Raw genomic sequence first — 24546 nt, 5'->3', positions numbered from 1 at the left:
TGGGCCGAGCGGTTCAGAAGGCTGGTCCGGCGTCCGAAGAATCAGGCGCTGGTGTCGATCAATCCCCCGGCGGAGTAGCCGCCGCTTTCCGCCATTCGCAGGACCTGCTCTCGCGGGAACTGGCGGACGACCTCGCCGGTCGCGCCGTCCAGGGTCTTGTAGATGAAGGTCCCTTTGGTGGGGCCTTCCTCGATGATCAGGCGGTACCGGGCGGTGTCCTCAGCCTGTTGCGAGGCGGGGTTCCGATCCGAGGTCTCGCCCGTATCGACCGAGACCGCGACGGGCGGGACGGCGACAGCCGGTTCCACGACGGCCGGGACGGCGACCACCGGAGTGACGCTTACGCTTAGCGGTTTTGCATTGGTGTCCATGGCTCCTCACGCCGCTTCTCCGGCGTCCCTGGGAACGGTCGGGCGGGGCCGAGACCCCGCCCTTCCATCTATGCTTATCGGAACAGGCCGAGCAGGATCGAAGACGACTGGTTGGCGATCGACAGAGCCTGCACACCCAGCTGTTGCTTGGTTTGCAGCGACTGCAGTCGTGCGCTTTCCTTGGCCAGATCCGCATCGACCAGGTTGCCGATGCCGTTTTCCAGCGCGTCCGACAGCTTGCCGACGAACGTCGCATGGGTATCGAGCGCCTTGGCACCGGTTCCCAGACGCGCCAGGGAGGCCGACACGTTGTTGATCGAGGTATTCACCAGACCCAGGGCCGTGGTGGCCAGGGTCGAGGTGCCGATGGTGGTGGCCGCGGCCACGGTCACGTTGGCCCCGCCCAGCGACAGGTTCTCACCCGCCACCTTGATGGTGGAGCCGGCCGTGTTCGACAGGGCCTTGTAGCCGCCGGTGCCGGTCGAGTTGTCCAGCAGGTTCACACCGTTGAACTTGGCGTTGGTGACCACGGTCGTGATCTGGTCGCGGATCGCCTTGAAGTCTTCGTTCAGGGCGCTGCGAGCAGCAGTCGTCAGCGACCTGTCGGTCGCGGACAGGGCCTTTTCCTTCAGTTGCAGGAGCAGATCGGAGACCGATTCGCCCGCGGCAATCGAAACGTCGACGGCCGAGGAGCCGCGCGCCAGGCTGTCCTTGACGGCGCCCAGGGCGGTGACTTCCGAACGCTGGCCCTGGGCGATAGCCCAGACAGCACCGTTGTCCTTGGCGGAGTTGACCTTCTTGCCGGTGTTGATGCGGCTCTGGGTGGTCGCCAGTTCGGCGTTCGTGGATTGCAGGTTCTGCAGGGCGACGAGGGCGCCCGAGTTCGTGTTCACGCTGTTCAGCGCCATGACGAAAGTCCTTGTTTCAAGGTGTTCGACCGTCATTTTGACCGTCGAGAGCATTTTGCTCAGGAGCCTCAGAAGCAATCGGCGGGCCAGCCGTCGCAATTCCGACAACGAGGCAACGCATTGAAATTACAATGGTACCTTGCCTTAACCACGCCTCTTGCCCGGCAGATTTTGCCGTTTCAGGGGCCGTCCGGCAGGAAATGCCGGGCACCCGGCAGGAAATGCCGGGTGCGTTGCACTGTTTCGGCCAAACCAGAGTGCAAGACAGTGCAACATCGGAGCGTCTTCACGGCGTTCGCGCCCTCTCCCCGGCGGTGCGTTCGGCCAGAAGTGTCTCCACAGCCAGCCGTCGGGCCGCATCGCAGTCGGCGATCTGGCGGCCGCGGGTCATATAGCCGGCCTCCAGATCACCCACGGTCGGAGCGTCCGGCAGGCGGTGCAACTCACACGGCCGGCTCGCGATCGTCGGCAGGGTCAGGCGGGGCGCGGCAACCGATGAGGTCGGCGGCGATCCGGCACAGCTCGCGGTCATGGTCGCGCAGGCGATCAACGCGATCGGCCGGCAGCGGAAGAGAGGCGTCATCGGCGGTTCTCGCAGTCTGGATGGATCGGATGGTGACGCGGTCCAGCGTCACGGCGGATTGAACGGCGGCGTCGAGGCGGGCGACCTGACCGGCCTGGCCGTGGGCCTCGGCCGACCGCGCGGCGGCCTCCTCGACAGCCGTGGCGGCGGACGCTTCGGCGCGGTCGAGGCGTCGGCGACCGAGGTCGAACGGATCCCAGCGGAAGCCGAGGCCGCCGAGGACAACGGCGGCCGCCGCGACGGCAGCGATGCCGATCGCCAGCCAACCCGGCGGTGTCAGGGTTCCGAGGACCGGAGGCCTCATGGAAACACCCTCCGATCCAGCTCGAAATGCGGACCGTCACGCAGGCGCGGCCAGTCACCGCCCCAGACCAGAGCCACGCCCCTGGCCTGAGCCGCCGCCTTGATGGCCTCGGCGATGCGCGGATAGAGCGGCCAATCCCAGCGGATCGCGCCGTCGACCCTCGCCGCGACGTCGACCGCATGGCCGGTGATGTGGCGCGAGCTCAGGGTGCGGCTGGCACCGGCGCGGACGAGGGCCGCCTGCCGCTCCTTCGTGCGCAGGCCCTCCGTGACCATGAAGTCGACCGGCGTGATCAGAATGGCCGCCTCGATGACCCCGGTCAGGGCAGGATGGACGCCCTTGAGCCGGGCGCGGGAGCGAGCGGACAGACGAAAGCTCATCGCGGCCCTCCGTCGGCAAGGCGCAGGCGCAGATTGACCAGCAGGGCGACCAGCTGCTGGGCCGTCGGCGCGACCAGATAGAGGACCAGGGTCAGGGCCAGCAGAGACATCAGGCCGGAAGCCACGGCCGGGAGGGCGGCGGGCTCGGTCCGGTGGACAACGGCGGACAGGGATCGCCACAGGGCAAAGCTGGCGGCGAAGACATAGAGCCGGCGCCACAGCCATCGCCCCTCGGCCAGGGGTGGAGCTGGGAGCTGGGACGGCGTTTGGGGGTTGTTCTCAATCATTGTGGGAGTCCTCGTCGAGGGTGGGATGGGTCCAGAACCAGTCGGGCCCGGCGGCGCGACGGCCTTCGTCGCGGGACAGGCGACGCGGGAAATCCAGCGCGTCGATATCCAGAAGCGGGCTGAGGCCGTCGAGGGCGGGGCCGTCGAAGAGGGGATCGACGTCGGGGCGCGGCATCGGCCTCATCCCTGGATCAGGATCTGGACGATCCCGCCGGACCCGGATCCGCCCGCGCCACCGGCAGAAACGCCTGCGCCGCCGCCTCCCCCGCCCGCGCCGTAGTTGCCGCCCGCGCCGCCCGTGAGGCCCGCGCCAGAGGTCGCCGCGCCTGCACCGCCGCCCCCGCCTCCGGCGGCTCCGAGGATCGAGGCGGGGGCCGATCCGGCCGCACCGGCCGCCGAGACCCCGCCCGCGCCGCCGTGGCCGGGGCAGGCCAGCACCCCGCCGGAGCCACCCGTACCGCCGGCCCGCGCCACGTTCGATGCGTCGAGCCCGCCACCGCCGCCGCCACCACCCGGGGCTCCGGCGCAGATCAGGCTCTGGCCCGCACCCGCCGTCGCGGTCGCCGAGGCCGCGCCGCCGCTATTGCCGCCGCTCACGCCGGGACCGGCCGCGCCCCCCGCCCCGCCCGAGGCGCCGGACTGGCCCGCGCCGCCGCCGCGCGCGGTCAGCAGGGTGACGCCGGACGACGTGATCCGGGTGTCGCCGCCCGATGCCCCGGATGCACCGTCCGCGCCGATCGTGATCGCCAGATCGCCGGGCAGATCCTCGACGCGCCAGATGGCCCGGGACAGGCCGCCGCCGCCCCCGCCGCCTCCGCCCTGACGGACTCCGCTGGTTCCGGACGCGCCCGCGCCTCCGCCGCCTCCGCCCCCCAACGCCGTGACGATGAGCAGCCGGGCCCAGGCGGGCGGGGTGAAGGCTCCGCCGGTCGTCAGACGGACGGTCTCGGCCCGGGTCGCGCCGTGGGCGAACCAGACGCGGGCGTCATCCTTGTCGATGCGGAGGGCCTCGTTCCAGGCCGAGCCGTCAGGGCTGACCTTCAGACGCAGGTCGTCGTCGCCGATCAGGCCCAGCTCGGCCCGGCCGCCGTAGCCGCTCTGGAACATCAGCGAGAGGACGTCGGCGGGGCCGTCCTTGTTGAAGGTGAAACGCAGGTCGCCGTCGCCGCCGTCGCCGGTGGACAGGGCCGTCCACAGCGCCTTGTTCAGCCTGGCCGCGAAAGGGTTGTCGGCATCCCCAGTGGTGTTCAGGCCGAACCGGCTGATGTCCTGAAGCCGGCCCGGGAACGGGCTCCAGCCATCCTCGCCGCGCATGACGAGGGTGCCCTCGTCCAGGACCACGGCCAGCGTCCCCGTCGGGGCCGGCACGCGCGTCCAGCCGCCGAGCTCCGCCCGGGCCAGATCGCCCTCTGACCACCCCGACCAGACAGGGCCGGTCGGGGTTGCGGGCAGGATGTAGAGGGTGCCGTCGTCAGGGTCGATGGGCTGGGCCGCGGCCGTGCGGCTGACCACCGCTGTCTGGGCCAGGACGTCGAGCCGGGTCAGGGCCTCGTTGACGGTGACGTGTTTCTGCTGCTGACCGGCCGCCAGATAGGGCAGGTCCAGTCGCGCACTGTGGTTCGAAGGCATTTCGATCTCCGTTGGAATGCGGAGATCAGTGTGCGGGCGCCCCCGAGGCCCGCGCGTTCAAAGGCTCTAAATAGAGCCGGCCCTTGAATTCATTGGGGTCCTGGGTCGATCCGTTGATGGGTATCACCGGAAACGGGCGTGCGGGGAGACCAATGGAGGGGCCGGGAGGCCTCCCCGCTGACCAGATCGCGGCTGTCAGGACCCACGGCATCGCGCAAGGCGGTGCCGATGCGACCCGGTCAGAAGACACTACGGACGGCCGGGGCCGCCGGATGCGGTTCAGAGAGACTGAAGCTCGCCGCTGGCGACGACGGGACCGTCGGGCTTGTCGCCGGCGGGGGTGTGGCCCGGCGTTTCCATGGAGATCGCGACGGCGACCGCCTGACCCGCCGTGGAGGCCAGGACGTCGGTCAGGTGGTGATGCGACGCGGCCGAACCGTCGATGGCGCCGATCAGCTGGACCCCCGCATCGCCCGGCTTGACCAGCCACAGGTGCGGCACCGCGCTGACGCCATCCATGGCCTGGGTGGGGGCGATGAACAGATTGCCGGTCGCACTGTCGTAGGCCAGGGCGACGACGGGTGCCCCGCCCTCGGTCATGGCGATGTTGGCGACGCGGGTCACGCCGCCGGCCGGAGCCGGCTGCACGATGGGCGCGGGGGCCGGGCGCGCGACCAGGATGGCGACGGCGACGAGGCTGGCGGCCAGCAGGCCGGTCGAGCCGACGGCCCAGGCCCGCCAGAAGCCGGCGCGGTTGTCGTTGGCCGCAGAGGGGGCGGCGGCAGGCGCGGCGATGCCGGCCTCGATGCGAGGCCAGACAAGGACAGAGGGCTGGACGGGCGAAATCCCGGCGCTGAATCCGGCCAGGTGCTCGTTCCAGACCTCGACATCGGCGGCGAAGGCGGGATCGGATGCCTCGCGGGCCCGGGCTGCGCGCTCCTCGGCGGGCGACAGGACGCGCAGGGCCAGTTCGCCGGCCAGGGCACGGTCTTCGTCTTGGGGAAGATCGGTCATGATTCGAGGCAGCTCCTCAGCCTCAGCAGCCCCCGGCGGATCCAGCTCTTCATCGTGCCCAGAGGCACGTTCTCGCGGCTGGCCAGGGCGTCATAGGTCACGCCTTCCATGAAGGCGGTGCGGATCACGTTGCGAACCTTGTCCTCGAGGGTGTCGAGACAGGCGTTCAGACGGCCCACTTCATCGGCCGTCTCGATCACGTCCGAGGCCAGGGGGGCGGAGTCCGCCAGGTCGTGAGCGTCCTCGACCGGGGCGGTACGGCGCATCGGCGCGGCCGACCTCAGACGATCGATCGACCGGTTGCGCGCGATGGTCACCAGCCAGGTGATCGGGCTCGCGCGCGCGGGGTCGAAGGTCGAAGCCTTCCTCCAGACGGTGAGATAGGTGTCCTGCAAGACGTCCTCGGCCAATTGGCGGTCAGCCAAGATACGCAGGCACACGCCCAATAGCTTCGCGGAGGTCGCTTCATAAACGATCCTGAACGCGGCCCGGTCGCCGCCGCCCGCGTTGCCGAGCGCCACGGCCAGTTCGTCTCGCGTCAGCATCGGGGTCATTCAGGGCGTCCGGGGCGGTCTCGATCGTCGGGACTAGGGCTGGCCCCGACCGATCCGTCAAGCGAAACAGGGGCTTCAGTCGTGCAGATAGACGACACGCCGTTTTGCCGGATCGGCCCTCATCGTGGCGACGTGCCGGTCGTGGTCGCCGGAAGCGCGGGCGTCGCGCTCATTCGCCTCGACCCAGTGCGTCGACTCGATGTCCTTCTGCAGCGCCCTGGCCGCCATCAGGTGTCCGGGGAAGAAGAAGTCGACCACATCGGGGGCGAAGGGCACCGCCTCGCCCACCAGGGTGGTGGCGCTGTCGACGCCGAGATAGCCGATCATCCGCAGCAGGGTGCCGGGCGTGGCCCGGGCCCGCGCCGCCTGGATCAGCAGCCAGCCGCCGGCACCGACGCTGTAGACCGTGCCCACGATCGGGATCCAGGTCAGCAGGCCGTCCAGACCGATGCCGAAGGGACCGAAGCCGACAGCCCGGTCGGACAGTTTCTTGACGCCCTCGACATTGGACCAGATCTTCTCGATATCCCCGATGGATCGCTTCGCCATTTCGCCCTCCAAGCGACCGGTCAACGCGCCACATCGACCCGTGTTCACCATGGATAGCAAGTCTTCGTGACTGACAGAGTCCTTTCGCATGCACGGTTGGTCGCGGCCGTGGCACTTGGGCTGGCGCTGCTGGGCCCGCTCGGGATCGCGCTGGCGGGTCTGAGCGGGGTCGGGCACCGGTGGGTCGATATCCTGGCGCAGTTCACCGGACCGGCGCTGATCGCGGCGGTTGTCGGGCTGGCGGCCGCGGGACTTTTGCGGGGGCGCAGGCTGTTCGCAGCGGCGGTGATTGTCTGCCTGCTCGTTCTGGCGTCAGGATCTCGCCAGTGGGCGGCGCCGCGCGGAGAGCCTGAGGGCGGATCGCCGGACTTCACCCTCTATTCCGCCAACCTGCACGCGCTGAACACGGATGTGGAGGCGATCGCGACGTCCATCGCGGCGGCGGATGCCGACGTCGTGGTGCTGGTCGAGGTCGGCGATGCGCCGATGGCGGCCATCGACCGGGTGCTGGCCGGCTATCCGAACCGCGTCGCCACCGGACGGCTGGATCGACCCAGCGGGCCCGCCCTGTCGATGATCGCCTCGCGGCGGCCCTTGCGGGACATTCGGCTGAGAGTCCCCGCGCTCCACGTGGTGGGCGCCTTGGCGGAAACACCGCTCGGCCCGGTCACGATCGCGGGCGTGCACATGACCCGGCCCTGGCCCTATCAGATCCAGTGGGAGCAGATCCGTCAGGCGGAGGGGCTGTCGGCGTGGGCGCGGTCGATCAAGGGACCGGTGATCGCCGCGGGGGATTTCAACAGCGTTTCGAGCGGCCGGATCGGCAGGATCATCAAGGCCGACGGCGGGCTGATCCCGGCCCCGGGCTGGCCGGGGACCTGGCCGACGCGGCTGCCCGCCTTCGCCGGCATCACCATCGATCAGGTCTATCGCACGCCCGATCTCGCGCTGGTGGAGCGGAGGCTGGGACTGCCCACCGGATCGGACCACCGGCCGATCATCACCCGCTTCGTCCGGGATGCGTCAGCAGGCGGGTAAGCCGTTGCTGATGGCCGTCGGCGGGGAAGTCGTCGGCGATCCACCCGGCCTCGAAGGCTTTCAGGATGCGACCGTGCTCCGGGCCGGGTTCGACGCCCAGCCGGGCGAGATCCCGGCCGCCGACCGGCAGGCGAGGCACCGGCCAGGTCTCGATCAGGGCCAGCGGCGTCGCGGTGTCCGTGCCGGGCCGGATCGCCCCGCCGCGCCGGATGCGGTCACGGACGGCCTCCTTGCCGAGGCGGTAGGTCAGGGCGCGCAGTTCACGCTCGCCCGTCGCCGGATCGAGCGGTCCTTCGGCAGCGGCGGCCAGACGCATCTCCACGGCCCTGGGCAGACGCAGGCCCCGCGCGATTCCGGCCACGGCGGGAGGATCGTCCGGCAGCAGGGCTGACAGGCGCAGGACCGCGTCGTCGCCGGCCTCGCAGATGGCGTCGAAGGCCCCGAGATCATCGATGGCCGGGAACAGGCGGTTCAATACCCCGGCGTCGCGCATCGCATGGACGGCCGGGCGGGGGTCGGGCGCGGCGAGAAGCTTCACCAATTCCTTCGACACCCGCTCGGCCGAGAGCCGCGCCAACCCATCGGCATGGGCGGCGCAGGCGGCGAGACCTTCGGCGTCGGGCTCTGCGTGGCCGTACCAGGCGAAGAAGCGGAAGAATCGCAGGATGCGGAGATAGTCCTCCTCGATCCGGGTCTTCGGATCGCCGACGAAAACGACGCGACCGGCGAGGGCGTCTGCCACCCCCTGCCCGGTCGGATCGAAGATCGCGCCCGTGCGGTCGGCGTAGAGGGCATTCAGGCGGAAGTCGCGACGCGCGGCGTCCTCGGCCCAGTCGTCGGTGAAGGCGACCACGGCCCGACGGCCGTCGGTCTCGACGTCGCGACGCAGGGTGGTGATCTCGTAGGGCTTCTTCCCGGAGACGGCCGTGACCGTGCCGTGGGCGAGGCCGGTGGGCACGACCTTGATCCCGGCCTTCTTCAGCGCGGCCATGGAGTCCTGCGGCTTGAGCCGGGTAGCGATGTCGAAGTCATCGACCGGTCTTCCGACCAGGGCGTTGCGCACCGAGCCGCCGACGAAGCGCGCGCAGTCGGGGCCGCCCGCCGCCTCCAGCGCGTCGAACACGGCGACCGTGGCGGGGCTGGTCAGCCAGGGCTGTTTCTCCAGCCGGGTCATGCCGCGTCCTCGGCCGCCGCGGCGGGCAGGTTCGGCTCGTCGCCGTAGAGGCGCGCGCGCAGGCCCCGGATGATCCCGGCCGTCGCGCCCCAGATATACTGCTCGTTCCAGGTCATGGCCCAGAACCACCGTTTGACACCGGCGGGGGCCTCGAGATGGTCGCGGCTGTGGTTGACCGGGTCCATCAGGAAGTCCCAGGGGGCCTGGAAGATTTCGGCCACCTCGGCGGGCGAGGCGGTCAGGGGCGGCAGGGCGTCGATCCAGCCGATCACCGGAGTGATCAGATAGCCGGTACCGGTCTCATAGGCGTCGGACAGACCCAGCACGGTGACGGCGGCGGGATCGAGATCAATCTCCTCCCTCGCCTCGCGCAGGGCGGCCTCGACGGCGTTCTCACCCGGATCCAGCCGGCCGCCGGGGAAGGCGACCTGTCCGGTGTGTTTGCTCAGGCTGTCAGCGCGGCGGGTCAGGAGGACGCAGGCCCCTTCCCGATTGGCAATGATCGGGATCAGGACAGCGGCGGGCTTGAGCGGGCCGGGCGTCCAGCGCGAGGCACCGGGGTTGAGGTCGAAGTCGGAGCGGACGGCGCGCGTCTCCGCCCGCCAGCTCTCTACCGGCGCCAGTTTTTCGGCCAGCCGGTCCCTCAGCGTCGCATGGCTCATTCGACGCCGGCTCCAGGCGGGCCGAGCGGGAACCAGACTCCACCGGACTGGACCTGCAGCCGGCCGTCGCGTTCCTCGGCCATCTCGACCAGGTCGTAGAAGACGGTGCGGACGATGCGGGCTTCGAGGCCGGCGCGGACGTGGACGCGGGGCGCGGGCTCGCCGGTCGCCGGGTCGGTCTGGACGACGATAGGGTGGTCGGGGCCGGCGCGCGTCTCGTCGCCGACGTCGGTGGTGAAGACCAGGTCGTCGCCGTCACGCTGCATCGTCACGGCGCGGAACGGCAGGTCCTCAACCTCGATCCGCATCTTCTCGACCGGCGTGACCAGATGGTAGCCGTCCGGGTCACGGCGCAGGACGGTGGAGAACAGCCGCACCAGCTCGGCCCGGCCGATAGGCGAGTTTTCGTGCATCCAGGTGCCGTCAGCGCGGATGACGATATCGATGTCTCCGCAATGGTCGGGATGCCACAGATGCACCGGCGGCAGGCCGCGACCGGGGGCCTGCTTCGCCGCGGCCGTTACTCCGGCGAGACCCTGGGATGGTTCGGAAGCGCTCATTCATCTCACCGTGCACCCCTGCCCACGGGTCCGGCAATGCCGGCCCGAGGATAAACTAGGTCCGGGGTCCAGATGGAAAACTCCGGCGGCGACGATGCGGTCCGAACTTCCGTTACACCTCCCTTTCGTCATCCTCCGGCGCAGCGAAGCGGAGACCGGGGGACGCCTCGTCATCCTCCGGCCGATCGAAGATCGGACCGGGGGAGGCGCGCGCGAGCGCGAAACGGTCGCTAGGTTGAGCCGTTTTCCGACGTCGCGCTTGAACAGATCGCCTTCGGCGCCGCTGGGTCCCCCGGTCTGCGCCGCCAAGGGGCGGCTTGCCGGAGGATGACGAAAGAATGGGCGGGTCATGGTATACATGGCCCGCAACGACCTTCCGAGGGAACGCGCATTGATGGCCATCACCCTTCACTCCAGCTTCGCGGTTCATCCCGGAGCCTGGCTACGCGCCGAGATCATCGAGCCGCGCGGGATCAGCGTCACGGACCTGGCGGAACGGCTCGGCGTCACGCGTCAGGCGATGAGTGGTCTGTTGAACGAGCGCGCAGGCCTGTCGGCAGAAATGGCCATCCGGTTCGAGAAGGGCTTCGGCCTGAAGGCCGATACTCTGATGCGAATGCAGGCGGCGTATGACCTGATGCAGGCCAGAGCGCGGGCAGACCAGATCCACGTCGTGAGCTTCGCCGCCTAGATGTGGAGCCTCAACAGCTAGGCCGGAAGGGCGAGACCCGACGGAGCGGCGCTGGTGATCGATAGCCACAGGACCCGGCGCGGGTCGGCCGGCCCGGGCAGGCGGACGTCAGGCGCAGACTGGAAGCCGAAGCGCTGGAAATACGGAGGGTCGCCGACCAGCAGGACGCCGGCGACGTCCCGGCCCTGCGCCTCGCCGATACAGACGCCGACCAAATCGGCCCCGAGGCCGCCGCTGCGCGCAGCCTTCGCCACAGCGATGGGACCGAGGAACAGGGCGTCGAGGCCGTCCACTGTAATCGACCACAGGCGCACCGAGCCGATCAGCCGGCCGCCTTCCCGGGCCGTAAAGGCAGCGGCCAGATGCGCGGTCTCGCGGATACGCTCGGCGGTTTTGGCGAACCGCCCCGGGCCGAAGACAGCCATCACCAGGGCGTCGACCTCGTCACGGTCGGCGTCGGTTTCCGGCGTGATGCGGAGGCTGTTCGACAAGATGGGCTCGGCGCTCATGGCGCGCGCACCTAGGGGCAATGGGCGGCGGGATCAAGGCAAGCATCCGTCGTCCGCCCGGGTCCCCGCTTCTCTACAGGCCAATGAAGGAAGAGAGACGCGGGTGGCTCAGGCGGCTCAGGACGAACCATGCCCAACCTCAAAGGCCCGCCAGCAGCAAACGCATGCTCCCTTGCGCGTCTTTCTTGTCAAGGACCTCCAACCCGATGGTCATGGCATAGAGCGCACACGGCGCATCCGGGTCTTCAATTCCTGCGTCTCGGCACAGGCTGCCGAGGTAGGCAATGCGGCGTGCATCCATTCGGGCAATGGCCCGCGCCACATCCGGTGACCCCAGCCCCCAGGCGCGCAGCGCGGGTTCCAGTGCAGCACCTCCATAGGACGGATCACGAAATCCGACAGCCATAAAGCACAACTGTTCCAGCCGCGATCGAGGCGGGGCTGCCGGGTCGAGCTGCGCGATGACGCTGTCAAAAGCACGTTTTTCCCAGAGCCGGATCAAGCGGGTCAGATAATCGGGTAAATCCGTAAAGTGCCAGTAGAAGGACCCCTTTGTGGCACCGAGGTCGCGCGCCAGGGCCTCTGCCTTCAGGGCAGTGGGCCCGAGACGCGCCAAGGCCCGAAAACCGGCCATCAGCCAATCTTCAGGAGTCAGACGATGGCCGGAGCGTGGCGTCATGCCATTACCATACGGTAGCGTATTGACAGGCGCAAGCGGACCGCCTAGCCCATACGCAAGCGTATGGAGAATGAAATGATCTGGACTCGTCTTGCTGCCGCCCTGATGGGGCTGACCACTCTGCTTCATGTGTTCGGAGGCGGCCCCGAAGTTCACGACCCGCTGCAGGCGGCGTTGAGTGATCCATTTCTGGCGGCATTTGCAGCAGTCCTATGGCATATGATCACAATGGTCCTGGTGGTTCTGGCTGGCGGCCTGTGGGTGTTGGCCCAGCGCCATGATCCGGCCCTTGAGGCGATCCTGTCCGGCCTCCAGCTTGGCTTTGCAGCGCTCTTCGTCTTCTACGGCTTGACGCGTCTTGGAACGGTGTTGCCGATGAACCAGTGGATCATCTTTCTGGCCATTCCAGCGCTGACCCGGTTCGGTCAAAGCCGGAAGAAAAGCCAATGACCAGAGCGGCTTTCAACGCGCCTGCCAGAAAACCACGTCCTGGCTGATCCTGCTCTGGTTGTCGGAGGCCACAGCCGGGAGCCAAGGGACGGACCCGCCTGTCTCGACCCGATCCACGCCTCACAGGGTCGCGAGACCCGCCCTGGAGCCTGATCCGTAGAGGAGGAATCGCTACGGGACTCCGCCGATGCGGTGAATCGGGCTCCAGATATGAGCGAAAGCATGATTCACGCCTTCGCCAGAACCGCGAAGCGGTTCTGTCTCAAGCGATCATGCTCTAGCCGAAGCTCGGCGCCCGCTTCTGGGTGAAGGCCATGAAGGCCTCCATGGCTTCGGGGCTGGACATCTGGGAGCCGAAGGCCTCTCCCTCCCGCAGCATCAGGGCCCACAGGGCCTCGGCGTCACGCATCAACCGCTTGGTCTTGCGCAGCGAATTGGGCGCGCGGGCGACCAGTTTCGCGGCCAGGCCGTCGGCGACCTCATCAACCTCGGCGGCGGGAACGGCGCGGCTGGCGAGGCCCCAGGCCAGGGCCGTCCTGCCGTCGATGGGCTCGCCCAGGGCGAAGATCTCGAACGCGCGCTGGTGGCCGACGGCCAGCGGCAGCAGCAGGGACGAGGCCGCCTCGGGTGCCAGGGCCAGGTTGATGAAGGGCGCCGACAGAAGCGCATCCTCGGCCACGACGACCATGTCGCAATGGAGCAGCAGGGTCAGGCCGATGCCGACGGCCCGGCCGCGCACGGCGGCAACCACGGGCTTGTCCATCTCGACGAGAGATTTCAGGAACTGGAACACCGGCGCATCCACGACCTGCCCGCCGCCGCCCTGGGCACCGATGGCGATGAAGTCGGCGATGTCGTTGCCCGCCGAGAAGCTGTCGCCCTCGGCCTTGAACAACAGGACGCGGACGGCGTCGTCGGTGCGGGCGCGGTTGGTCGCCTCGGCCAGCAAGGCGTACATCGCCTGGGTGATGGCGTTCTTCTTCTCTGCCCGGGCAAAGGTGACGGTCAGGACGCCGTTGGACAGTTCGCTGCGGATGGGGTCGCTCATGCGGTCTCCGTTTGGGTGAGGCTCCACCAGTCGACGCCGTCGGCGTCGCGTTCGCGGCGCACGCGGCCCTGACCGGCCAGATAGTTGAGGTGGGCGATGGCCTCGCCCGTGGCCATGCCCAGCAGGCTGTCCCCGACCGGTCGAGCGAACAGGGAGGCGAAGACGTCGATGGCCCGCTTCGGCTCGCGCAGCGTCCGCTCCAGCCGTTTCAGCGACACGGTGTGGCCCCGTTTCAGGGCCTCGATGCGCGGCAGAACACCGGTGAACGGCTCTCCATGGCCGGGCAGGACGAGGGTCTCGGCCGGCAGCAGGTCGCCAAGCCTGTCCAGCGAGGTCATCCAGTCATGCAGCGGATCGGCCAGGGGCTCGGTGGGCCAGACCGAGATGTTCGACGAGATCCGCGGCAGAATCTGGTCGCCGGAGATCAAGACATTGTCCGACCGGCGCCACAGGCAGGCATGCTCGGGACTGTGGCCGTTGCCGATGACGATGGTCCAGTCCTCGTCGCCGATGGACAGGACCTGGCCCCCGGTCAGGCGCCGGTAGTCGGCGGGCATGGGGGCCACGCCCTTGGAGAACATGCCGTAGGTCTGACGATAGCGTTCGATACGATCCTCGTCCCAACCGGCGGCGCGCCAGAAGATCGCACCGGCCTCGGGCGCCGGGCCGTTGTCGGCGACCAGCATCCGACCGGTGACGTATTCCAGCTGGGTCATCAGCAAGGGCGCGTCGAACCGCTGACACAGCCAGCCCGCCAGGCCGATGTGGTCGGGATGCATGTGGGTGCAGATGACGCGGGTGACCGGCTTGCCGCCCAGGGGGCCGGTCAGGGCCGCCTCCCAGCCCGCGATGGAGTCCGGGGTGCGGATGCCGGTATCGACCACGGCCCAGCCGTCGCCGTCCTCGATCGCGTAAACATTGATGTGGTTGAGCTGCATCGGCAGGGGCAGACGCAGCCAGAGCACGCCGGGTGCCGCCTGTATCGCCTCCCCGGGGGCCGGTGGCGCGCCCAGCGGATAGGTCAGGCCCCGCAGACCCTCGCCGCCGGTCCCGGTCTCGCCTTCGCTGGTGATAACGCCGTCCGCCAAGTCCGTCTCCAATCGCAACGCGCCCAACATAGTCGCAAGCCGACGGCGGCGTCCAGCTTCGGCCGCATGTCGGTCTTGACCTCGCCCCGTGCCGTCGCCAAGGCTTCGCACGGAAGTCAAAGCGATCCAGGAGCCCCCTCGTGTTCAAGTCCACCTTCATGGCCGCGCTCGGCGCGGTGGTCGCCCTGGTCGCACTGACCGGCAGCCCGGCCCAGGCCCAGAACACCATGGCGCCCGGTGCCGACGGCCGCGCCATTCAGGACCAGAACCGTCGCACCTTTGGCGACCGGCGCCAGCCGAACCGCAGCAACCGGGCGGAGGCCGCGGCCCCGACGGCAGAAGAAACCCTCGCCGCCGCCCAGACACTGGCCGCTTCGGCAGGCCTGGCTTGCCAGGTGAGCCAGGCCAACCTGTTGTCGGTCATGTCCGCAGAGTCGCGGGTCTATGAGACCGCTTGTGCGGTGGGACCCGGCTATATTCTGATCGCCTCGACGCCGCCCCAGACATTTGATTGCGTGCTGCTGGCTGACGCCCTGGCCCGACAGCGCGCAGCCGCTGCCGGTGCCCCGGCCGCCCCGGCCGATCCCTCCGGAGCCACTGAGATTACCTGCGTGATGCCCCAGAACACCGACGTAATGCGGGTTATGGTGGACTACGGCCGCCAGGCCAACCTGCCCTGCGTGCCGAACCAGGGCGGCCCCACGGGCAAGCAGATCGGCGGCGAGGAGCTTTACGAGGTCGGCTGCGACGGGGTCGACGGATACGTCCTTCAGCGTCTGGCCACCGGCGGGTTCAAGACCACCGAATGCGCCCAGGTTTTGGACGCCACGCTGGCCTGCCAGTTCTCGACCGCCCAGGAGCAGGCCGCCTCGCTCAAGGCCCGCTTCGCCGCGAATGCCGAAGCCGCCGCCTGCGACGTGATACAGGCCCGCTACATGGGCGCGAACGCCAACGGTGGCTTCTGGGAAGCCAAATGCGGCGCGGGCAACGGCGTGATCGTGCGTTTCGACCCGCAGTACGCCGTACAGCAGGTCTATCCCTGCGAAATCGCCCAGCGCATCGGCGGCGGCTGCCGCCTGACCATCGTGCCGGAAGCCCCGGCTGCCGAAGTCCCGCCGACCCAGCCCTAGAGGCCGGCGCCGGAGACCGCCCGGCGGGCGTGTCCGCCTTGACCTCGTCCCGGTGGCCCGCCAAGGCTTTCGGGACAGTTCAGGGAGACCGCCATGTTCATGAAAACCTTGGCCGCCATCGGCGGAGCCGCACTGATGGTCGTGGCGATCGCATCGCCCGCCTCGGCCCAGGACCCGAACGACAGGGGCACGGGATACGGCACCGCGCCGACCGAGCCGGTCGTCACGGCCCCGACGGCGCGCGTGACTCCCTCGCGATCGCCGCGTCGGCAGCAGCAGCAAGCCCCGGCCGCCCCGACCCCGGAAGCGAATGCCGCTGCGGCCCAGCAGATCGCCTCCGCCGCCGGCGTCGCCTGCCAGGTGATCCAGGCCAATCTCCTGGGTCTGACGGCCGAACAGGCGGCGACTTATGAAGCGGCCTGCGCCACCGGACCGGGCTATATCCTGATCGGCTCGGCTCCACCCCAGGCCGTCGACTGCGTCCTGCTGGCCGGACAGGCTGAGATCGACCGCGCCCGCGATCCGCTCGCCGCCGTCGGCACCCAGTGCGTCCTGCCCCAGAACACGGACGTCATGCGGGTCCTCTCGGCCTATGCGCGCGAGGCCGGCGTCTCCTGCTCCGTCGACCAGGGTGCCTCCATCGGCAAGTCGAGCGAAGGCAATCTGATCTACGAGATCGGCTGCAACGGCGCCGACGGCTACTGGATCGAGAAGGCAGCGACCGGCTGGAAGACGACGGAATGCGCGGTCATATCGACGCAGAACGCGGCCTGCCGCTACACCACGCCCACCGAGGCTGCGGCGACCCTGAAGGCCCGTCTGGCCGGCAGCGAGGCCGCGCCCTGTGAGGTGACCGAGGGCCGCTACATGGGCGCGAATGCCAACGGTGCCTTCTATGAAGCCAAATGTGGCGCCGGCAACGGCCTGATCGTGCGCTTCAACCCACAGTACGCCGTGCAGCAGGTCTATCCCTGCGAAACCGCCCAGCGCATCGGCGGCGGCTGCCGTCTGACCATCGTGCCGGAAGCCCCGGCTGCAGAAGTCCCGCCGGCGACGCCGCAGTAATCGAGACCCGAACCGGCGGGCCGAAGCCCGCCGGTTCGGAATTCCGGCCTCAGGAGGCTTGACCAATCCCGAGCGCCGGACCAACGCTCGGCCTGCCGATCAGGAGCAGTAGCCGTGTCAAAGTTTTCCCCCATCGCAGCGTTCGGAGCCGCCCTCGCTGTCGCCCTGTCGACGCTGACCGCCCTCCCCGCCTCCGCTCAGGATACGGGATCATCGGGCATGCCCCAGGACCCCGGTGCCACGCCTGCGCCTTCTGAGGGCGCGCCCCGCGCCACCGCGCCGCTGGCGACCTCGGGGCCCGCCGCGGCCATGGCGGCCCAGCGCATCGCCAACGCCGCCGGCCTGACCTGCCGCGTCGTCGAGGCCAATGTGATCGGCCAGACCACCGACAGGCAACGCGTGACCTATGAGGCGGCCTGCGCCGCAGGGCCGGGCTATATCCTGGTCAACTCTATTCCCCCTGAGGCCCGTGATTGCGTGTTGCTGGCAGGACAGGCCGAGGCGGATCGCGCGGCCAATCCCAATGCCGAAGTCGGCGTCCAGTGCGTCATCGCCCAGAACAAGGACGTCGCCCGCGCCCTGGCCGGCTACGCCGCCGAAGCCGGGATCGCCTGCACCGTGGATGAGGGCGTCCCGCTCGGACGCACGGCCGAGAACACCCTGATCTACGAGATCGGTTGCGCCGGTCTGGACGGCTACCGGATCGAGAAGACAGCGACGGGCTGGGCCACCACCGAATGCGCGATCATCGCCAGCCAGAACTCGACCTGCCGCTTCTCGACACCCGAGGAGGCGGCCGCGACGCTGAAGGCGCGTCTGGTCGGCAGCCCGGCTTCGGAATGCGACGTGACCGGCAGCCGCTACATGGGCTCCGCCGGAGGCAACCGGGTCTATGAAGCCAAATGCGGTGCCGGCGGCGGCTATGTCGTGATCTTCTCGCCCCGGTTCGAGCCGCTGAACGTCTATCCCTGCGAACAGGCCCAGCGGATCGGCGGCGGTTGCCGGCTGACCACGGCGGCTGCGGCAGCGCCTCAGTAAGACAGATTACTTGCCGGGCCTTTTTAGATCGGCCCGGCTGGCGCGCGGCGCTTGCCGGGCCGGGCGACGCCGCTTAGCGTCCGGCCGATGCGTATCGCCACCTGGAACGTCAACTCGGTCAACGCCCGCCTGCCGACCGTGCTCGCATGGCTGGAGGCGGCGCAGCCGGACGTCGTCTGCTTCCAGGAGATCAAGACGGTCGACGAGAAATTCCCGAGGGAGCCGTTCGAAAGCCTGGGCTACAACGTCGAGGTCTATGGCCAGAAGTCGTACAACGGCGTCGCCCTGCTCTCGAAGTTTCCGGTCTCGGACGTGCGACGCGGCCTGCCCGGCCAGGACCTGCTGACCGAGGATGCGGAAGACCAGGCCCGCTACATCGAGGCGGTGATCGAGGCGCCCCGACCCGTTCGCGTCGGCGGCATCTACCTGCCCAACGGCAATCCGGTCGGGACCGAAAAGTTCGAGTTCAAGATGCGCTGGATGGCGCGGCTGAACGCCCATGCGCGGGACCTGCTGGCGCTGGAAGAGCCCTTCACCCTGTGCGGCGACTACAATGTCATCCCCACGCCAGAGGACGCGAAGACCCCGTCCGCCTGGGTCAACGACGCCCTGTTCCAGCCCGGGAGCCGCGCCGCTTTCCGGGCGCTGAAAGGGCTGGGGCTGTATGAGGCCGGGGAACTGGGCCGCCAGCCGCCGGGGACCTTCACCTTCTGGGACTACCAGGCCGGCGCCTGGCAGAGGGACAACGGAATCCGCATCGATTTCCACCTGCTGTCGCCCCAGGCCGCAGACCGGTTCGTCGGTGTCGAGACCCATCGCGACGTCCGCGACATGGAGAAGCCGTCCGACCACGTGCCGGTCGTGATCGAGCTCGCCGACTGATGGGCGAGGCCGAAAATGGGTGAGGCTTTGCGCGTCATCCTGCTGGTGTCGCTGGCCGCCGCCGCCCTGACCACCGCCGCCCTGACGCTGAACTGGTGGATGGAGCCGGAGCGTCGGCTGCGTCGGGCGATGCTGAAGTCCCTGGGCGCCGTCGCCGAGGCCGAGGCGATTTCGGCGAACGAGGGCCGCGCCGCCGGCCTGGATTTCCAGGGCGGCCAGATCGCCGTCCTGTGGGACCGTGGTGCGCACGGGCTGGTCTACAGTTTCGACGAGGTCGAGGGCGGCGAGGTCATCGTCGACGGCCATGTCGTGGCGCGCGTCCGCCGCGGCGAAGCGCGCAAGGCACTGGACATCATGGCCCCGGACGCGGAGCTGGTGACCCTGAGGCTGCTGTTTGCCGACGCCCGCTATCCGGAGTTCGAACTGGCCCTGTGGAACGCCATGGCGCCGGGCCACGCCGGGTCGCCGCCCGAGGCCATGAGGCTGGGCCGCCGCTGGCTGTCGCACATCGAGGCGCTGCTGAAAGGCTGATCGCCGGTCTCCTCCCCGTGCGCGCTTGCGCATGGGGAGGTGGCAGCGAGCCCTTGCGAGCTGACGGAGGGGTTCTTCGCGCGGAAAGAACCCCTCCGTCTCCTCCGCTTCGCTCCGGATCCACCTCCCCATTCGCCAAGCGGCGAACAGGGAGGAGACGAATGGCCCCCATTGCTGCGCAACGGGGAGGAGAGGTAGAAGCCCCAATCCTTCCGTTCGCGTATCCCAAAGGAGCCCGCCGTGGCCCGCCTGTTCGACGCCTATGTCATTGCCGACTGGACCGCCGCCGAAGGCAAGAAGCTGGGCGAGAACTCGGTCTGGATCGGCGTGGCCAAGCGCGACGTGCGCTTCCGCCTTTATACCGAGACCCACAATGTCGCGACGCGGGCCGAGGGCGAGGCCCTGCTGAAGTCCATCCTGGCGGACCACAGGAAGCGCGGCGACCGGGTCTTCGTCGGCTTCGACTTCTCGCTGGGTTACCCGGTCGGAACGGCCGCGCGCCTGAAGCTGACCGAGACGCCGGCGTGGTCCGCGATGTGGAAATTCATCGCCTCCAACATCGTCGACAAGGAAGACAACACCAACAACCGCTATCAGGTCGCGGCCAAGATGAACCGGCTGATGACCGACGAGGCCTGGCCCCTGTGGGGCGCGCCGGCCAAACAGGCGCAACGCTGGCTGACCACGACCAAGCCGCCGCAAGGGACCGGCGACATCCCTGAATTCCGCGCGACCGAGAACGCCGTGCGCAAGGGCAAGCTGCAGCCCAAGTCGAACTGGCAGATGCATGGGGCCGGCGCCGTGGGCGGCCAGACCCTGGTCGGCATTCCGATGGTGCGTCGCCTGCTGGAGAGCCTGGGGCCGTCGGGCGCCGTCTGGCCGCTGGGCACCGGCTGGCGGACGCTGGACCCCGCCGATGTGGAACCCCTGTCGGTCCTGGTCGCCGAGGTCTGGCCCTCGATGTGGCCGACCATCGCCGCCGAGGGCGAGTTCAAGGATCAGGCCCAGGTCCGCACCACCGCAGAGCATCTCGCCCTGATGGACGAGCGCGGCGAACTGTCGACCGCCTTCGGACCGAAAAAGGGAACCGACGAGGCCCTGATCGCCCAGGTGCAGGACGAAGAAGGCTGGATCCTGGGCGTCTGACGAAAGCCCTCGATGGTGTTTCGCGCTCTGGACCCACGGCCACGCTTCGGGAACAGTGGGCGTCGACTCGTTAGATGGGATCAGGGAGACACCACATGCGTCTGGCAATTCTGGCGGCCGCCGCCTTCGCGGCCCTCACCGTAACCGGCTGCAGCGAGGCCAAGGGTTCGGCCGACGCACCTTCCGCCAAGGCGGCGGAGGTCGAGCCGCCCGCGACAACCCCGGCCGCCAAGCCTGCTGCGCCGGTCGCGCCGGCATCCGCCCCGACCTCGGCCAAGTCGCCGACCCAGGCCGCCGCCTACACCCCCGTGCCGATCAGCGCCGAGGACAGCCCCGGCCGCGCGCGCCAGGTCCGCTGTCAGGTCGGGACCGACCCGGAAACGAACTGCACCTTCACCTCGCTGTTCGGCGACGGCAGCTTCCAGCTGGATGGCCCGGACATCGCCCTGCGCATGGTGATCTCGGACGGCGAAGGCGGGCTGTTCGAGGTGTTCGGCCCCGATGAGCGCGTCTCCATCGGGGGCACCTATCGTCGCGATCCTCGCGACCGCGCCTGCTGGATCGCCAACGAAGAGACTCCGGCGCCGTCGAAGGTCTGCGCGCGGTAGCCTGGGAGCCTCGCTGGCGAGCTTCAGACCCCCGCCGATCCGGGCCTAATCACCCCGGCCGGTCGCCGGGATCTGAAGATCCCGCGCCATAATGTTGCCGATCGCGCTCGCCGTATGGCTGGGACTGCGCCGGTTCAGTTCGGCAGTGTAGAGGCCGGTCAGCCAGGCCATGTCCCAGTCGGTCAGGCCCGCTGCTGCGCCCGGATCGTTGAAGACGTTCAGAACGCTCGGGAAGGCCCTCATGTCGGCGTCGGGGTCGATCTGGGCGAAGGCGGCCATGGCGACGTAGTCGGACAACTGCTCGAAGGTCACCCTGCCGGCGCGGGCGAAATCGACGATGATGATGGCGCGGCCGAGATCATTGCGGACCTCGGTCCTGAGCCGGCTCCCGCCGGGGATGAAGGGCGGACCCTCACCCGGCATGCGGACGGCGATTGCGCCGGTGTCGGCGATCACGGGCAGGGCGACATGCCACCAGCGGACGGGTGCCTCGTTCCGCTGGAAACGGGCAAGCTGAAGCGAACTGCGGGCCGCGCCTGAATAGCCGGGCCGGAAGATCGCCGGACGGTAGTCGACCATGGCCGTCGCCATCGCCGGACCGTCGTCCGTTCCGACGATCAGGATGTTGGCGCTGCAGCCCGGCTCCCCGATCTCCAAACCGATGTCGAGCGCGACCTGTGAGACCCGGTCGATGATTGCCTGCGCGGCATCGCGCTGCAGGTTGATGGCACCAACACAGACGAAGTCACGCCAGCGGGCCGGGTTCTGCTCCCGGGGCGGTGCGACGACGGTGTCGGTGAAGACATCGATCGCCTCTCGCAACGACCGGCCGCCGACGACCTCGATATCGCCCACGCGGGATTCGTCCGTCGGCGGCGGCACCGTCTGCTGGGTCGTTCCGATCAGGGCGAGGGCAGCGAAGGCGGCGGCGTAGGACATGACAACTCCCCAGCATGCGCAAACCCTAACACACGCTCGACGTGCGCCTAGGGGTCATCCGATCAAGGCCCGCGCCGCCGCCCGCGCCTCGTCTGTGATGGTCGCGCCCGACAGCATCCGGGCGATCTCCTCACGGCGTGCCCTATCGTCGAGGGTGTCGACAGTGGTGGTGGTAACGCCGGCGGCGTCTGCCTTGCGGACCTTCCAGTGGGCGTGGCCGCGCGCGGCGACCTGGGGGCTGTGGGTCACGACCAGAACCTGGGCGCCGTTGGAGAGGCGCTTCAGTCGCTGGCCGACGGCCTCGGCCACAGCGCCGCCGACACCCTGATCGACCTCGTCGAAGATCATGACCGGCTGGCGCTGGTCTTCGCGCCCCGCCAGCGCCGCCTTCATGGCCAGGGCGAAACGGGCCAGTTCGCCGCCCGAGGCAATGGCGTCCAGGGGGCCGAAGGGCGTGCCCGCGTTGGTGGCGATCTCGAACCTTGCGGTTTCGACGCCCAGCGGGCCCCGACGCCCCTCGGCGACGGGCTCCAGAGCCACGCGGAAGCGGGCGCGGTCCAGTTTCAGCGGGCCGAGTTCCTCCATCACCGCCCTGGCCAGCCGATCGGCGGCGGCCTCGCGGCCGGAGCTCAGGAGGCTGGCCGCGACGTCATAGGTTTCGCGCGCCACGGCGGCGTCGCGCGCGGCGTTGGTGATCGCCTCCGCTCCGTCCTCGATCAGCCGCAGCTGTTCTCGCAGCGAGATGCGCAGGGCCGGCAAGGCGTGGACGGTGGTGTTGAGCTTGCGGGCGGCGGCGCGCAGGGCGAACAGCCGCTCCTCGGCCTTGTCCAGCCGGCCGGGTTCGAAGTCGAAGGCGTTGGCGGCGGCGTCGACCTCGGCGATGGCTTCGGCGGCCTCGACCATGGTGCGGTCGATGGCTTCGGCGGCGGATGTCAGGCGGACGAGCACCGGATGATCGGCCTCGACACCCGCCTGGGTCGCCCGCTGGCGCGCATGTTCGACGGCGCGGAGGGCGGCGGACAGTTTCTGGCTCAGCTTGTCGCCGCCGAGATTGGCGCGGGCATCGGCGAGATCCGCCACGGCCTTTTCCGCCGCGCCCAGGACGGCGCGTTCGCCGGCCAGTTCCGTCTCCTCGTCCTCGCGCGGATCCAGCGCGTCGAGGTCGGAGAGGTTCAGTGCGATCTCTTCCGCCCGGGCGGCGGCATCGGCGGCGGCGGCGCGCAGGCCGTCCAGCTTCGCCTCGGCGGCCTTCAGCCGTTCAGACGCGGCGGCGACCCCGCCCAATTGCGGTGCCAGACCGCCATAGGCGTCCAGCAATCCGCGATGGGTCTTCCAGTCCAGCAGGCCGACGGTTTCATGCTGGCCATGCACCTCGACCAGACGCGCGCCGATTTCGCGCAGGGCCGCGACCCCCGCCGGCTGGTCGTTGACCCAGGCCCGGCTGCGGCCATCCGCGGACAGGACGCGACGCAGGATCAGCGCTTCGCCCGGGGGCACGTCGAAGCCCTTCTCCTGAATCAATTCGATCAGGTCAGCGTCGTCAGGCGCAGTGAAGACGGCGGTGGCCACGGCCTGTCTGGCGCCGGAGCGGACCAGGCCCGCCTCCCCTCGTCCGCCGAGCGCAAGACCCAGGGCGTCGAGGATGATCGACTTGCCGGCCCCGGTCTCGCCGGTCAGCACGGTCAGGCCCTCGTCGACCTCCAGATCGAGGACGTCGACCAGCACCACGTCGCGGATCGAAAGACTGGTCAGCATTTGGCGCAACGATTCGTCATCGCCGACAGTCTAGACCAGAACACTCCGGGAACGGTCAGCCCGGAATGATCCGGCGCAGCCAGCTTTCCCGCTCACCGGTCGGGGCCGTCTCAGGTTGGCGGCCGTCCTCGGTCAGCAGGGCATAGGCCTCGGCGTACCAGGGGCTGCCCGGATAGTTGAAGCCGAGCACGGCGCCGTTGCGTTCCGCCTCGTCCTTGAGACCGAGCGTCATATAGACCTCGACCAGACGGTACAGGGCTTCGGGCGTGTGGGAGGTGCGCTGGAAGGCCTCGTTGTCGATGACGGCCTTGTAGCGGCCGATGGCGGCCAGCGGCTGGTTGGCGCGCTGGTAGTAGCGGCCGATGTTCATTTCCTTGCCGGCCAGCTGATCGTTGACCATGTCGATCTTCACGGTCGCGTCGGTGGCGTAGGACGAGCCCGGATAGCGGCGGGCCACGTCGCGCAGACCGGCCAGGGCCTGTTCGGCCTGGTTCTGGTCGCGGCCCACGTCCACGATCTGCTCGAAGTGGCAGGTGGCGCGCATGTAGAAGGCGTAGGCGGCAGACGGACTGCCCGGGAACAGCTGGATAAACCGGTCCGAAGCGGCGATCGATTCCTCGTAATTGCCGTTCTGGTAGTAGGCGTAGATCTGCATCAGGATCGCGCGACGCGACCATTCCGAATAGGGGTGCTGGCGCTCCACTTCCTGGAAATAGTCGACCGCATCGGCCCAGCGGCTGCGCTGCAGACGCTCGTAGCCGGTGTTGTAGAGTAGTTCGACCGGCCGCTCCTCATAGGCAAGGCGCGGACGATTCTGACCGCCGTTGCACGCCGACAGCGTCAACACCGCCGCCAGGGCGATCAGGACAACGCCGACCGGGCGTGAAACGGACGAAGACTGGAAGGAAGTCGGCAACCTGGAACCTCATCACACGCCGCCCGGACGGGGCCTTAAGGCTCGCCGGGTCTCAAGA

The 24546-nt window shown here is 69.1% G+C and carries 31 protein-coding genes; 10 read left to right on the top strand and 21 right to left on the bottom strand.

Annotation, left to right across the window (positions count from 1 at the left end; all coding sequences use genetic code 11):
- Nucleotides 1-41: 41 nt before the first annotated feature.
- The 11 genes from ACW18A_RS03460 to ACW18A_RS03410 form a co-directional block, all read right to left on the bottom strand.
- Nucleotides 42-371 carry a flagellar protein FlaG gene (locus ACW18A_RS03460; protein WP_492023413.1) on the bottom strand — a complete coding sequence of 110 codons (330 nt, stop codon included), beginning with the start codon at nt 369-371 and terminating at the stop codon, nt 42-44.
- Between the two features lie 74 nt (nt 372-445).
- Nucleotides 446-1279, bottom strand: coding sequence for a flagellin (locus ACW18A_RS03455; protein WP_492023412.1), 834 nt, complete (start codon nt 1277-1279; stop codon nt 446-448).
- Nucleotides 1280-1565: 286 nt separating this feature from the next.
- Complete coding sequence (locus ACW18A_RS03450; protein ID WP_492023411.1) at nt 1566-1721, bottom strand: hypothetical protein; 156 nt, start codon at nt 1719-1721, stop codon at nt 1566-1568.
- 1 nt (nt 1722) lies between these two features.
- Nucleotides 1723-2166, bottom strand: coding sequence for a hypothetical protein (locus ACW18A_RS03445; RefSeq protein ID WP_492023410.1), 444 nt, complete (start codon nt 2164-2166; stop codon nt 1723-1725).
- Nucleotides 2163-2546, bottom strand: a complete 384-nt coding sequence (locus tag ACW18A_RS03440; RefSeq protein WP_492023409.1) for a M15 family metallopeptidase — start codon at nt 2544-2546, stop codon at nt 2163-2165. The genes ACW18A_RS03445 and ACW18A_RS03440 overlap by 4 nt, the downstream gene beginning before the upstream one ends.
- A complete protein-coding gene (locus ACW18A_RS03435; RefSeq protein WP_492023408.1) occupies nt 2543-2833 on the bottom strand; it encodes a hypothetical protein in 291 nt (96 codons plus the stop codon). Before ACW18A_RS03435 ends, ACW18A_RS03440 begins: the two co-directional genes overlap by 4 nt.
- Nucleotides 2826-3008, bottom strand: a complete 183-nt coding sequence (locus ACW18A_RS03430) for a hypothetical protein (protein ID WP_492023407.1) — start codon at nt 3006-3008, stop codon at nt 2826-2828. Before ACW18A_RS03430 ends, ACW18A_RS03435 begins: the two co-directional genes overlap by 8 nt.
- A 5-nt stretch (nt 3009-3013) precedes the next feature.
- Nucleotides 3014-4462 (bottom strand): DUF2793 domain-containing protein, encoded by a 1449-nt coding sequence (locus ACW18A_RS03425; protein ID WP_492023406.1) that lies wholly within the window; start codon nt 4460-4462, stop codon nt 3014-3016.
- A gap of 279 nt (nt 4463-4741) precedes the next feature.
- The gene (locus tag ACW18A_RS03420; protein ID WP_492023405.1) at nt 4742-5476 is read right to left on the bottom strand and encodes an anti-sigma factor; all 735 of its coding nucleotides are present in this window, start codon (nt 5474-5476) and stop codon (nt 4742-4744) included.
- Nucleotides 5473-6030, bottom strand: coding sequence for a sigma-70 family RNA polymerase sigma factor (locus tag ACW18A_RS03415; protein ID WP_492023404.1), 558 nt, complete (start codon nt 6028-6030; stop codon nt 5473-5475). Before ACW18A_RS03415 ends, ACW18A_RS03420 begins: the two co-directional genes overlap by 4 nt.
- 75 nt (nt 6031-6105) lie before the next feature.
- Nucleotides 6106-6579, bottom strand: coding sequence for a DUF4112 domain-containing protein (locus ACW18A_RS03410; protein WP_492023403.1), 474 nt, complete (start codon nt 6577-6579; stop codon nt 6106-6108).
- 66 nt (nt 6580-6645) lie between these two features.
- Here ACW18A_RS03410 and ACW18A_RS03405 point away from each other — a divergent pair, with 66 nt between their 5' ends.
- Nucleotides 6646-7617: an endonuclease/exonuclease/phosphatase family protein gene (locus ACW18A_RS03405; protein WP_492023402.1), complete on the top strand. Its 972-nt coding sequence runs from the start codon at nt 6646-6648 to the stop codon at nt 7615-7617.
- Here ACW18A_RS03405 and ACW18A_RS03400 read toward each other — a convergent pair.
- The 3 genes from ACW18A_RS03400 to ACW18A_RS03390 are packed head-to-tail and all read right to left on the bottom strand — an operon-like array spanning nt 7580 to nt 10013.
- The gene (locus ACW18A_RS03400; protein ID WP_492023401.1) at nt 7580-8791 is read right to left on the bottom strand and encodes a CCA tRNA nucleotidyltransferase; all 1212 of its coding nucleotides are present in this window, start codon (nt 8789-8791) and stop codon (nt 7580-7582) included. The two genes, ACW18A_RS03405 and ACW18A_RS03400, sit on opposite strands and share 38 nt — an antisense overlap.
- Complete coding sequence (locus ACW18A_RS03395; protein WP_492023400.1) at nt 8788-9453, bottom strand: CoA pyrophosphatase; 666 nt, start codon at nt 9451-9453, stop codon at nt 8788-8790. Before ACW18A_RS03395 ends, ACW18A_RS03400 begins: the two co-directional genes overlap by 4 nt.
- Nucleotides 9450-10013 (bottom strand): DUF1285 domain-containing protein, encoded by a 564-nt coding sequence (locus ACW18A_RS03390; RefSeq protein ID WP_492023399.1) that lies wholly within the window; start codon nt 10011-10013, stop codon nt 9450-9452. The genes ACW18A_RS03395 and ACW18A_RS03390 overlap by 4 nt, the downstream gene beginning before the upstream one ends.
- A 394-nt stretch (nt 10014-10407) precedes the next feature.
- On the opposite strand from ACW18A_RS03390, the gene ACW18A_RS03385 reads away from it, so the two are divergent.
- Nucleotides 10408-10704: a HigA family addiction module antitoxin gene (locus ACW18A_RS03385; RefSeq protein WP_492023398.1), complete on the top strand. Its 297-nt coding sequence runs from the start codon at nt 10408-10410 to the stop codon at nt 10702-10704.
- 17 nt (nt 10705-10721) lie between these two features.
- Here the strand turns inward: ACW18A_RS03385 and ACW18A_RS03380 are convergent, their stop codons facing one another.
- A complete protein-coding gene (locus tag ACW18A_RS03380; RefSeq protein WP_492023397.1) occupies nt 10722-11213 on the bottom strand; it encodes a GNAT family N-acetyltransferase in 492 nt (163 codons plus the stop codon).
- A 139-nt stretch (nt 11214-11352) separates the two neighbouring features.
- Entirely contained in the window at nt 11353-11892 is a 540-nt protein-coding gene (locus ACW18A_RS03375) for a TetR/AcrR family transcriptional regulator (protein WP_492023396.1), read from the bottom strand.
- 75 nt (nt 11893-11967) lie between these two features.
- Here ACW18A_RS03375 and ACW18A_RS03370 point away from each other — a divergent pair, with 75 nt between their 5' ends.
- Nucleotides 11968-12342: a hypothetical protein gene (locus ACW18A_RS03370; RefSeq protein ID WP_492023395.1), complete on the top strand. Its 375-nt coding sequence runs from the start codon at nt 11968-11970 to the stop codon at nt 12340-12342.
- A gap of 277 nt (nt 12343-12619) precedes the next feature.
- On the opposite strand, the gene ACW18A_RS03365 is transcribed toward ACW18A_RS03370, so the two are convergent.
- Entirely contained in the window at nt 12620-13390 is a 771-nt protein-coding gene (locus ACW18A_RS03365; RefSeq protein WP_492023394.1) for an enoyl-CoA hydratase, read from the bottom strand.
- Nucleotides 13387-14478 (bottom strand): MBL fold metallo-hydrolase, encoded by a 1092-nt coding sequence (locus ACW18A_RS03360; RefSeq protein ID WP_492023393.1) that lies wholly within the window; start codon nt 14476-14478, stop codon nt 13387-13389. The genes ACW18A_RS03365 and ACW18A_RS03360 overlap by 4 nt, the downstream gene beginning before the upstream one ends.
- A 140-nt stretch (nt 14479-14618) precedes the next feature.
- Between ACW18A_RS03360 and ACW18A_RS03355 the strand changes: the two genes are divergently transcribed.
- The 7 genes from ACW18A_RS03355 (at nt 14619) to ACW18A_RS03325 (ending at nt 20878) form a co-directional block, all read left to right on the top strand.
- Nucleotides 14619-15608 carry a hypothetical protein gene (locus ACW18A_RS03355; RefSeq protein WP_492023392.1) on the top strand — a complete coding sequence of 330 codons (990 nt, stop codon included), beginning with the start codon at nt 14619-14621 and terminating at the stop codon, nt 15606-15608.
- Between the two features lie 93 nt (nt 15609-15701).
- A complete protein-coding gene (locus tag ACW18A_RS03350) occupies nt 15702-16673 on the top strand; it encodes a hypothetical protein (RefSeq protein ID WP_492023391.1) in 972 nt (323 codons plus the stop codon).
- A gap of 114 nt (nt 16674-16787) precedes the next feature.
- A complete protein-coding gene (locus ACW18A_RS03345) occupies nt 16788-17711 on the top strand; it encodes a hypothetical protein (RefSeq protein ID WP_492023390.1) in 924 nt (307 codons plus the stop codon).
- Nucleotides 17712-17798: 87 nt separating this feature from the next.
- The gene (gene xth / locus ACW18A_RS03340; protein ID WP_492023389.1) at nt 17799-18593 is read left to right on the top strand and encodes an exodeoxyribonuclease III; all 795 of its coding nucleotides are present in this window, start codon (nt 17799-17801) and stop codon (nt 18591-18593) included.
- Between the two features lie 15 nt (nt 18594-18608).
- Nucleotides 18609-19124, top strand: coding sequence for a hypothetical protein (locus ACW18A_RS03335; RefSeq protein ID WP_492023388.1), 516 nt, complete (start codon nt 18609-18611; stop codon nt 19122-19124).
- A gap of 240 nt (nt 19125-19364) precedes the next feature.
- Nucleotides 19365-20270: a cobalamin biosynthesis protein CbiG gene (locus tag ACW18A_RS03330; protein WP_492023387.1), complete on the top strand. Its 906-nt coding sequence runs from the start codon at nt 19365-19367 to the stop codon at nt 20268-20270.
- A gap of 95 nt (nt 20271-20365) precedes the next feature.
- The gene (locus tag ACW18A_RS03325; RefSeq protein ID WP_492023386.1) at nt 20366-20878 is read left to right on the top strand and encodes a hypothetical protein; all 513 of its coding nucleotides are present in this window, start codon (nt 20366-20368) and stop codon (nt 20876-20878) included.
- A 45-nt stretch (nt 20879-20923) separates the two neighbouring features.
- Here ACW18A_RS03325 and ACW18A_RS03320 read toward each other — a convergent pair whose 3' ends face one another.
- The 3 genes from ACW18A_RS03320 to ACW18A_RS03310 are packed head-to-tail and all read right to left on the bottom strand — an operon-like array spanning nt 20924 to nt 24488.
- Entirely contained in the window at nt 20924-21817 is an 894-nt protein-coding gene (locus tag ACW18A_RS03320; RefSeq protein ID WP_492023385.1) for a hypothetical protein, read from the bottom strand.
- Nucleotides 21818-21871: 54 nt separating this feature from the next.
- Nucleotides 21872-23572, bottom strand: coding sequence for a DNA repair protein RecN (gene recN / locus ACW18A_RS03315; protein WP_492023384.1), 1701 nt, complete (start codon nt 23570-23572; stop codon nt 21872-21874).
- A gap of 55 nt (nt 23573-23627) precedes the next feature.
- The gene (locus ACW18A_RS03310; RefSeq protein WP_492023383.1) at nt 23628-24488 is read right to left on the bottom strand and encodes an outer membrane protein assembly factor BamD; all 861 of its coding nucleotides are present in this window, start codon (nt 24486-24488) and stop codon (nt 23628-23630) included.
- Nucleotides 24489-24546 lie beyond the last annotated feature (58 nt).

The sequence above is a fragment of the Brevundimonas sp. AVps5 genome, assembly GCF_058681515.1.
Note: the sequence above shows the minus strand (reverse complement) of the source record. Positions and strands in the feature narration are given on the sequence as shown.

Coding starts and splice junctions, on each gene's coding strand:
- ACW18A_RS03460 (WP_492023413.1), bottom strand. CDS start 371: ATGGACACCAATGCAAAACCGCTAAGCGTAAGCGTCACTCCGGTGGTC.
- ACW18A_RS03455 (WP_492023412.1), bottom strand. CDS start 1,279: ATGGCGCTGAACAGCGTGAACACGAACTCGGGCGCCCTCGTCGCCCTG.
- ACW18A_RS03445 (WP_492023410.1), bottom strand. CDS start 2,166: ATGAGGCCTCCGGTCCTCGGAACCCTGACACCGCCGGGTTGGCTGGCG.
- ACW18A_RS03440 (WP_492023409.1), bottom strand. CDS start 2,546: ATGAGCTTTCGTCTGTCCGCTCGCTCCCGCGCCCGGCTCAAGGGCGTC.
- ACW18A_RS03435 (WP_492023408.1), bottom strand. CDS start 2,833: ATGATTGAGAACAACCCCCAAACGCCGTCCCAGCTCCCAGCTCCACCC.
- ACW18A_RS03430 (WP_492023407.1), bottom strand. CDS start 3,008: ATGCCGCGCCCCGACGTCGATCCCCTCTTCGACGGCCCCGCCCTCGAC.
- ACW18A_RS03425 (WP_492023406.1), bottom strand. CDS start 4,462: ATGCCTTCGAACCACAGTGCGCGACTGGACCTGCCCTATCTGGCGGCC.
- ACW18A_RS03420 (WP_492023405.1), bottom strand. CDS start 5,476: ATGACCGATCTTCCCCAAGACGAAGACCGTGCCCTGGCCGGCGAACTG.
- ACW18A_RS03415 (WP_492023404.1), bottom strand. CDS start 6,030: ATGACCCCGATGCTGACGCGAGACGAACTGGCCGTGGCGCTCGGCAAC.
- ACW18A_RS03410 (WP_492023403.1), bottom strand. CDS start 6,579: ATGGCGAAGCGATCCATCGGGGATATCGAGAAGATCTGGTCCAATGTC.
- ACW18A_RS03400 (WP_492023401.1), bottom strand. CDS start 8,791: ATGACCCGGCTGGAGAAACAGCCCTGGCTGACCAGCCCCGCCACGGTC.
- ACW18A_RS03395 (WP_492023400.1), bottom strand. CDS start 9,453: ATGAGCCATGCGACGCTGAGGGACCGGCTGGCCGAAAAACTGGCGCCG.
- ACW18A_RS03390 (WP_492023399.1), bottom strand. CDS start 10,013: ATGAGCGCTTCCGAACCATCCCAGGGTCTCGCCGGAGTAACGGCCGCG.
- ACW18A_RS03385 (WP_492023398.1), top strand. CDS start 10,408: ATGGCCATCACCCTTCACTCCAGCTTCGCGGTTCATCCCGGAGCCTGG.
- ACW18A_RS03380 (WP_492023397.1), bottom strand. CDS start 11,213: ATGAGCGCCGAGCCCATCTTGTCGAACAGCCTCCGCATCACGCCGGAA.
- ACW18A_RS03375 (WP_492023396.1), bottom strand. CDS start 11,892: ATGACGCCACGCTCCGGCCATCGTCTGACTCCTGAAGATTGGCTGATG.
- ACW18A_RS03370 (WP_492023395.1), top strand. CDS start 11,968: ATGATCTGGACTCGTCTTGCTGCCGCCCTGATGGGGCTGACCACTCTG.
- ACW18A_RS03365 (WP_492023394.1), bottom strand. CDS start 13,390: ATGAGCGACCCCATCCGCAGCGAACTGTCCAACGGCGTCCTGACCGTC.
- ACW18A_RS03350 (WP_492023391.1), top strand. CDS start 15,702: ATGTTCATGAAAACCTTGGCCGCCATCGGCGGAGCCGCACTGATGGTC.
- xth (WP_492023389.1), top strand. CDS start 17,799: ATGCGTATCGCCACCTGGAACGTCAACTCGGTCAACGCCCGCCTGCCG.
- ACW18A_RS03335 (WP_492023388.1), top strand. CDS start 18,609: ATGGGTGAGGCTTTGCGCGTCATCCTGCTGGTGTCGCTGGCCGCCGCC.
- ACW18A_RS03325 (WP_492023386.1), top strand. CDS start 20,366: ATGCGTCTGGCAATTCTGGCGGCCGCCGCCTTCGCGGCCCTCACCGTA.
- ACW18A_RS03320 (WP_492023385.1), bottom strand. CDS start 21,817: ATGTCCTACGCCGCCGCCTTCGCTGCCCTCGCCCTGATCGGAACGACC.
- recN (WP_492023384.1), bottom strand. CDS start 23,572: ATGCTGACCAGTCTTTCGATCCGCGACGTGGTGCTGGTCGACGTCCTC.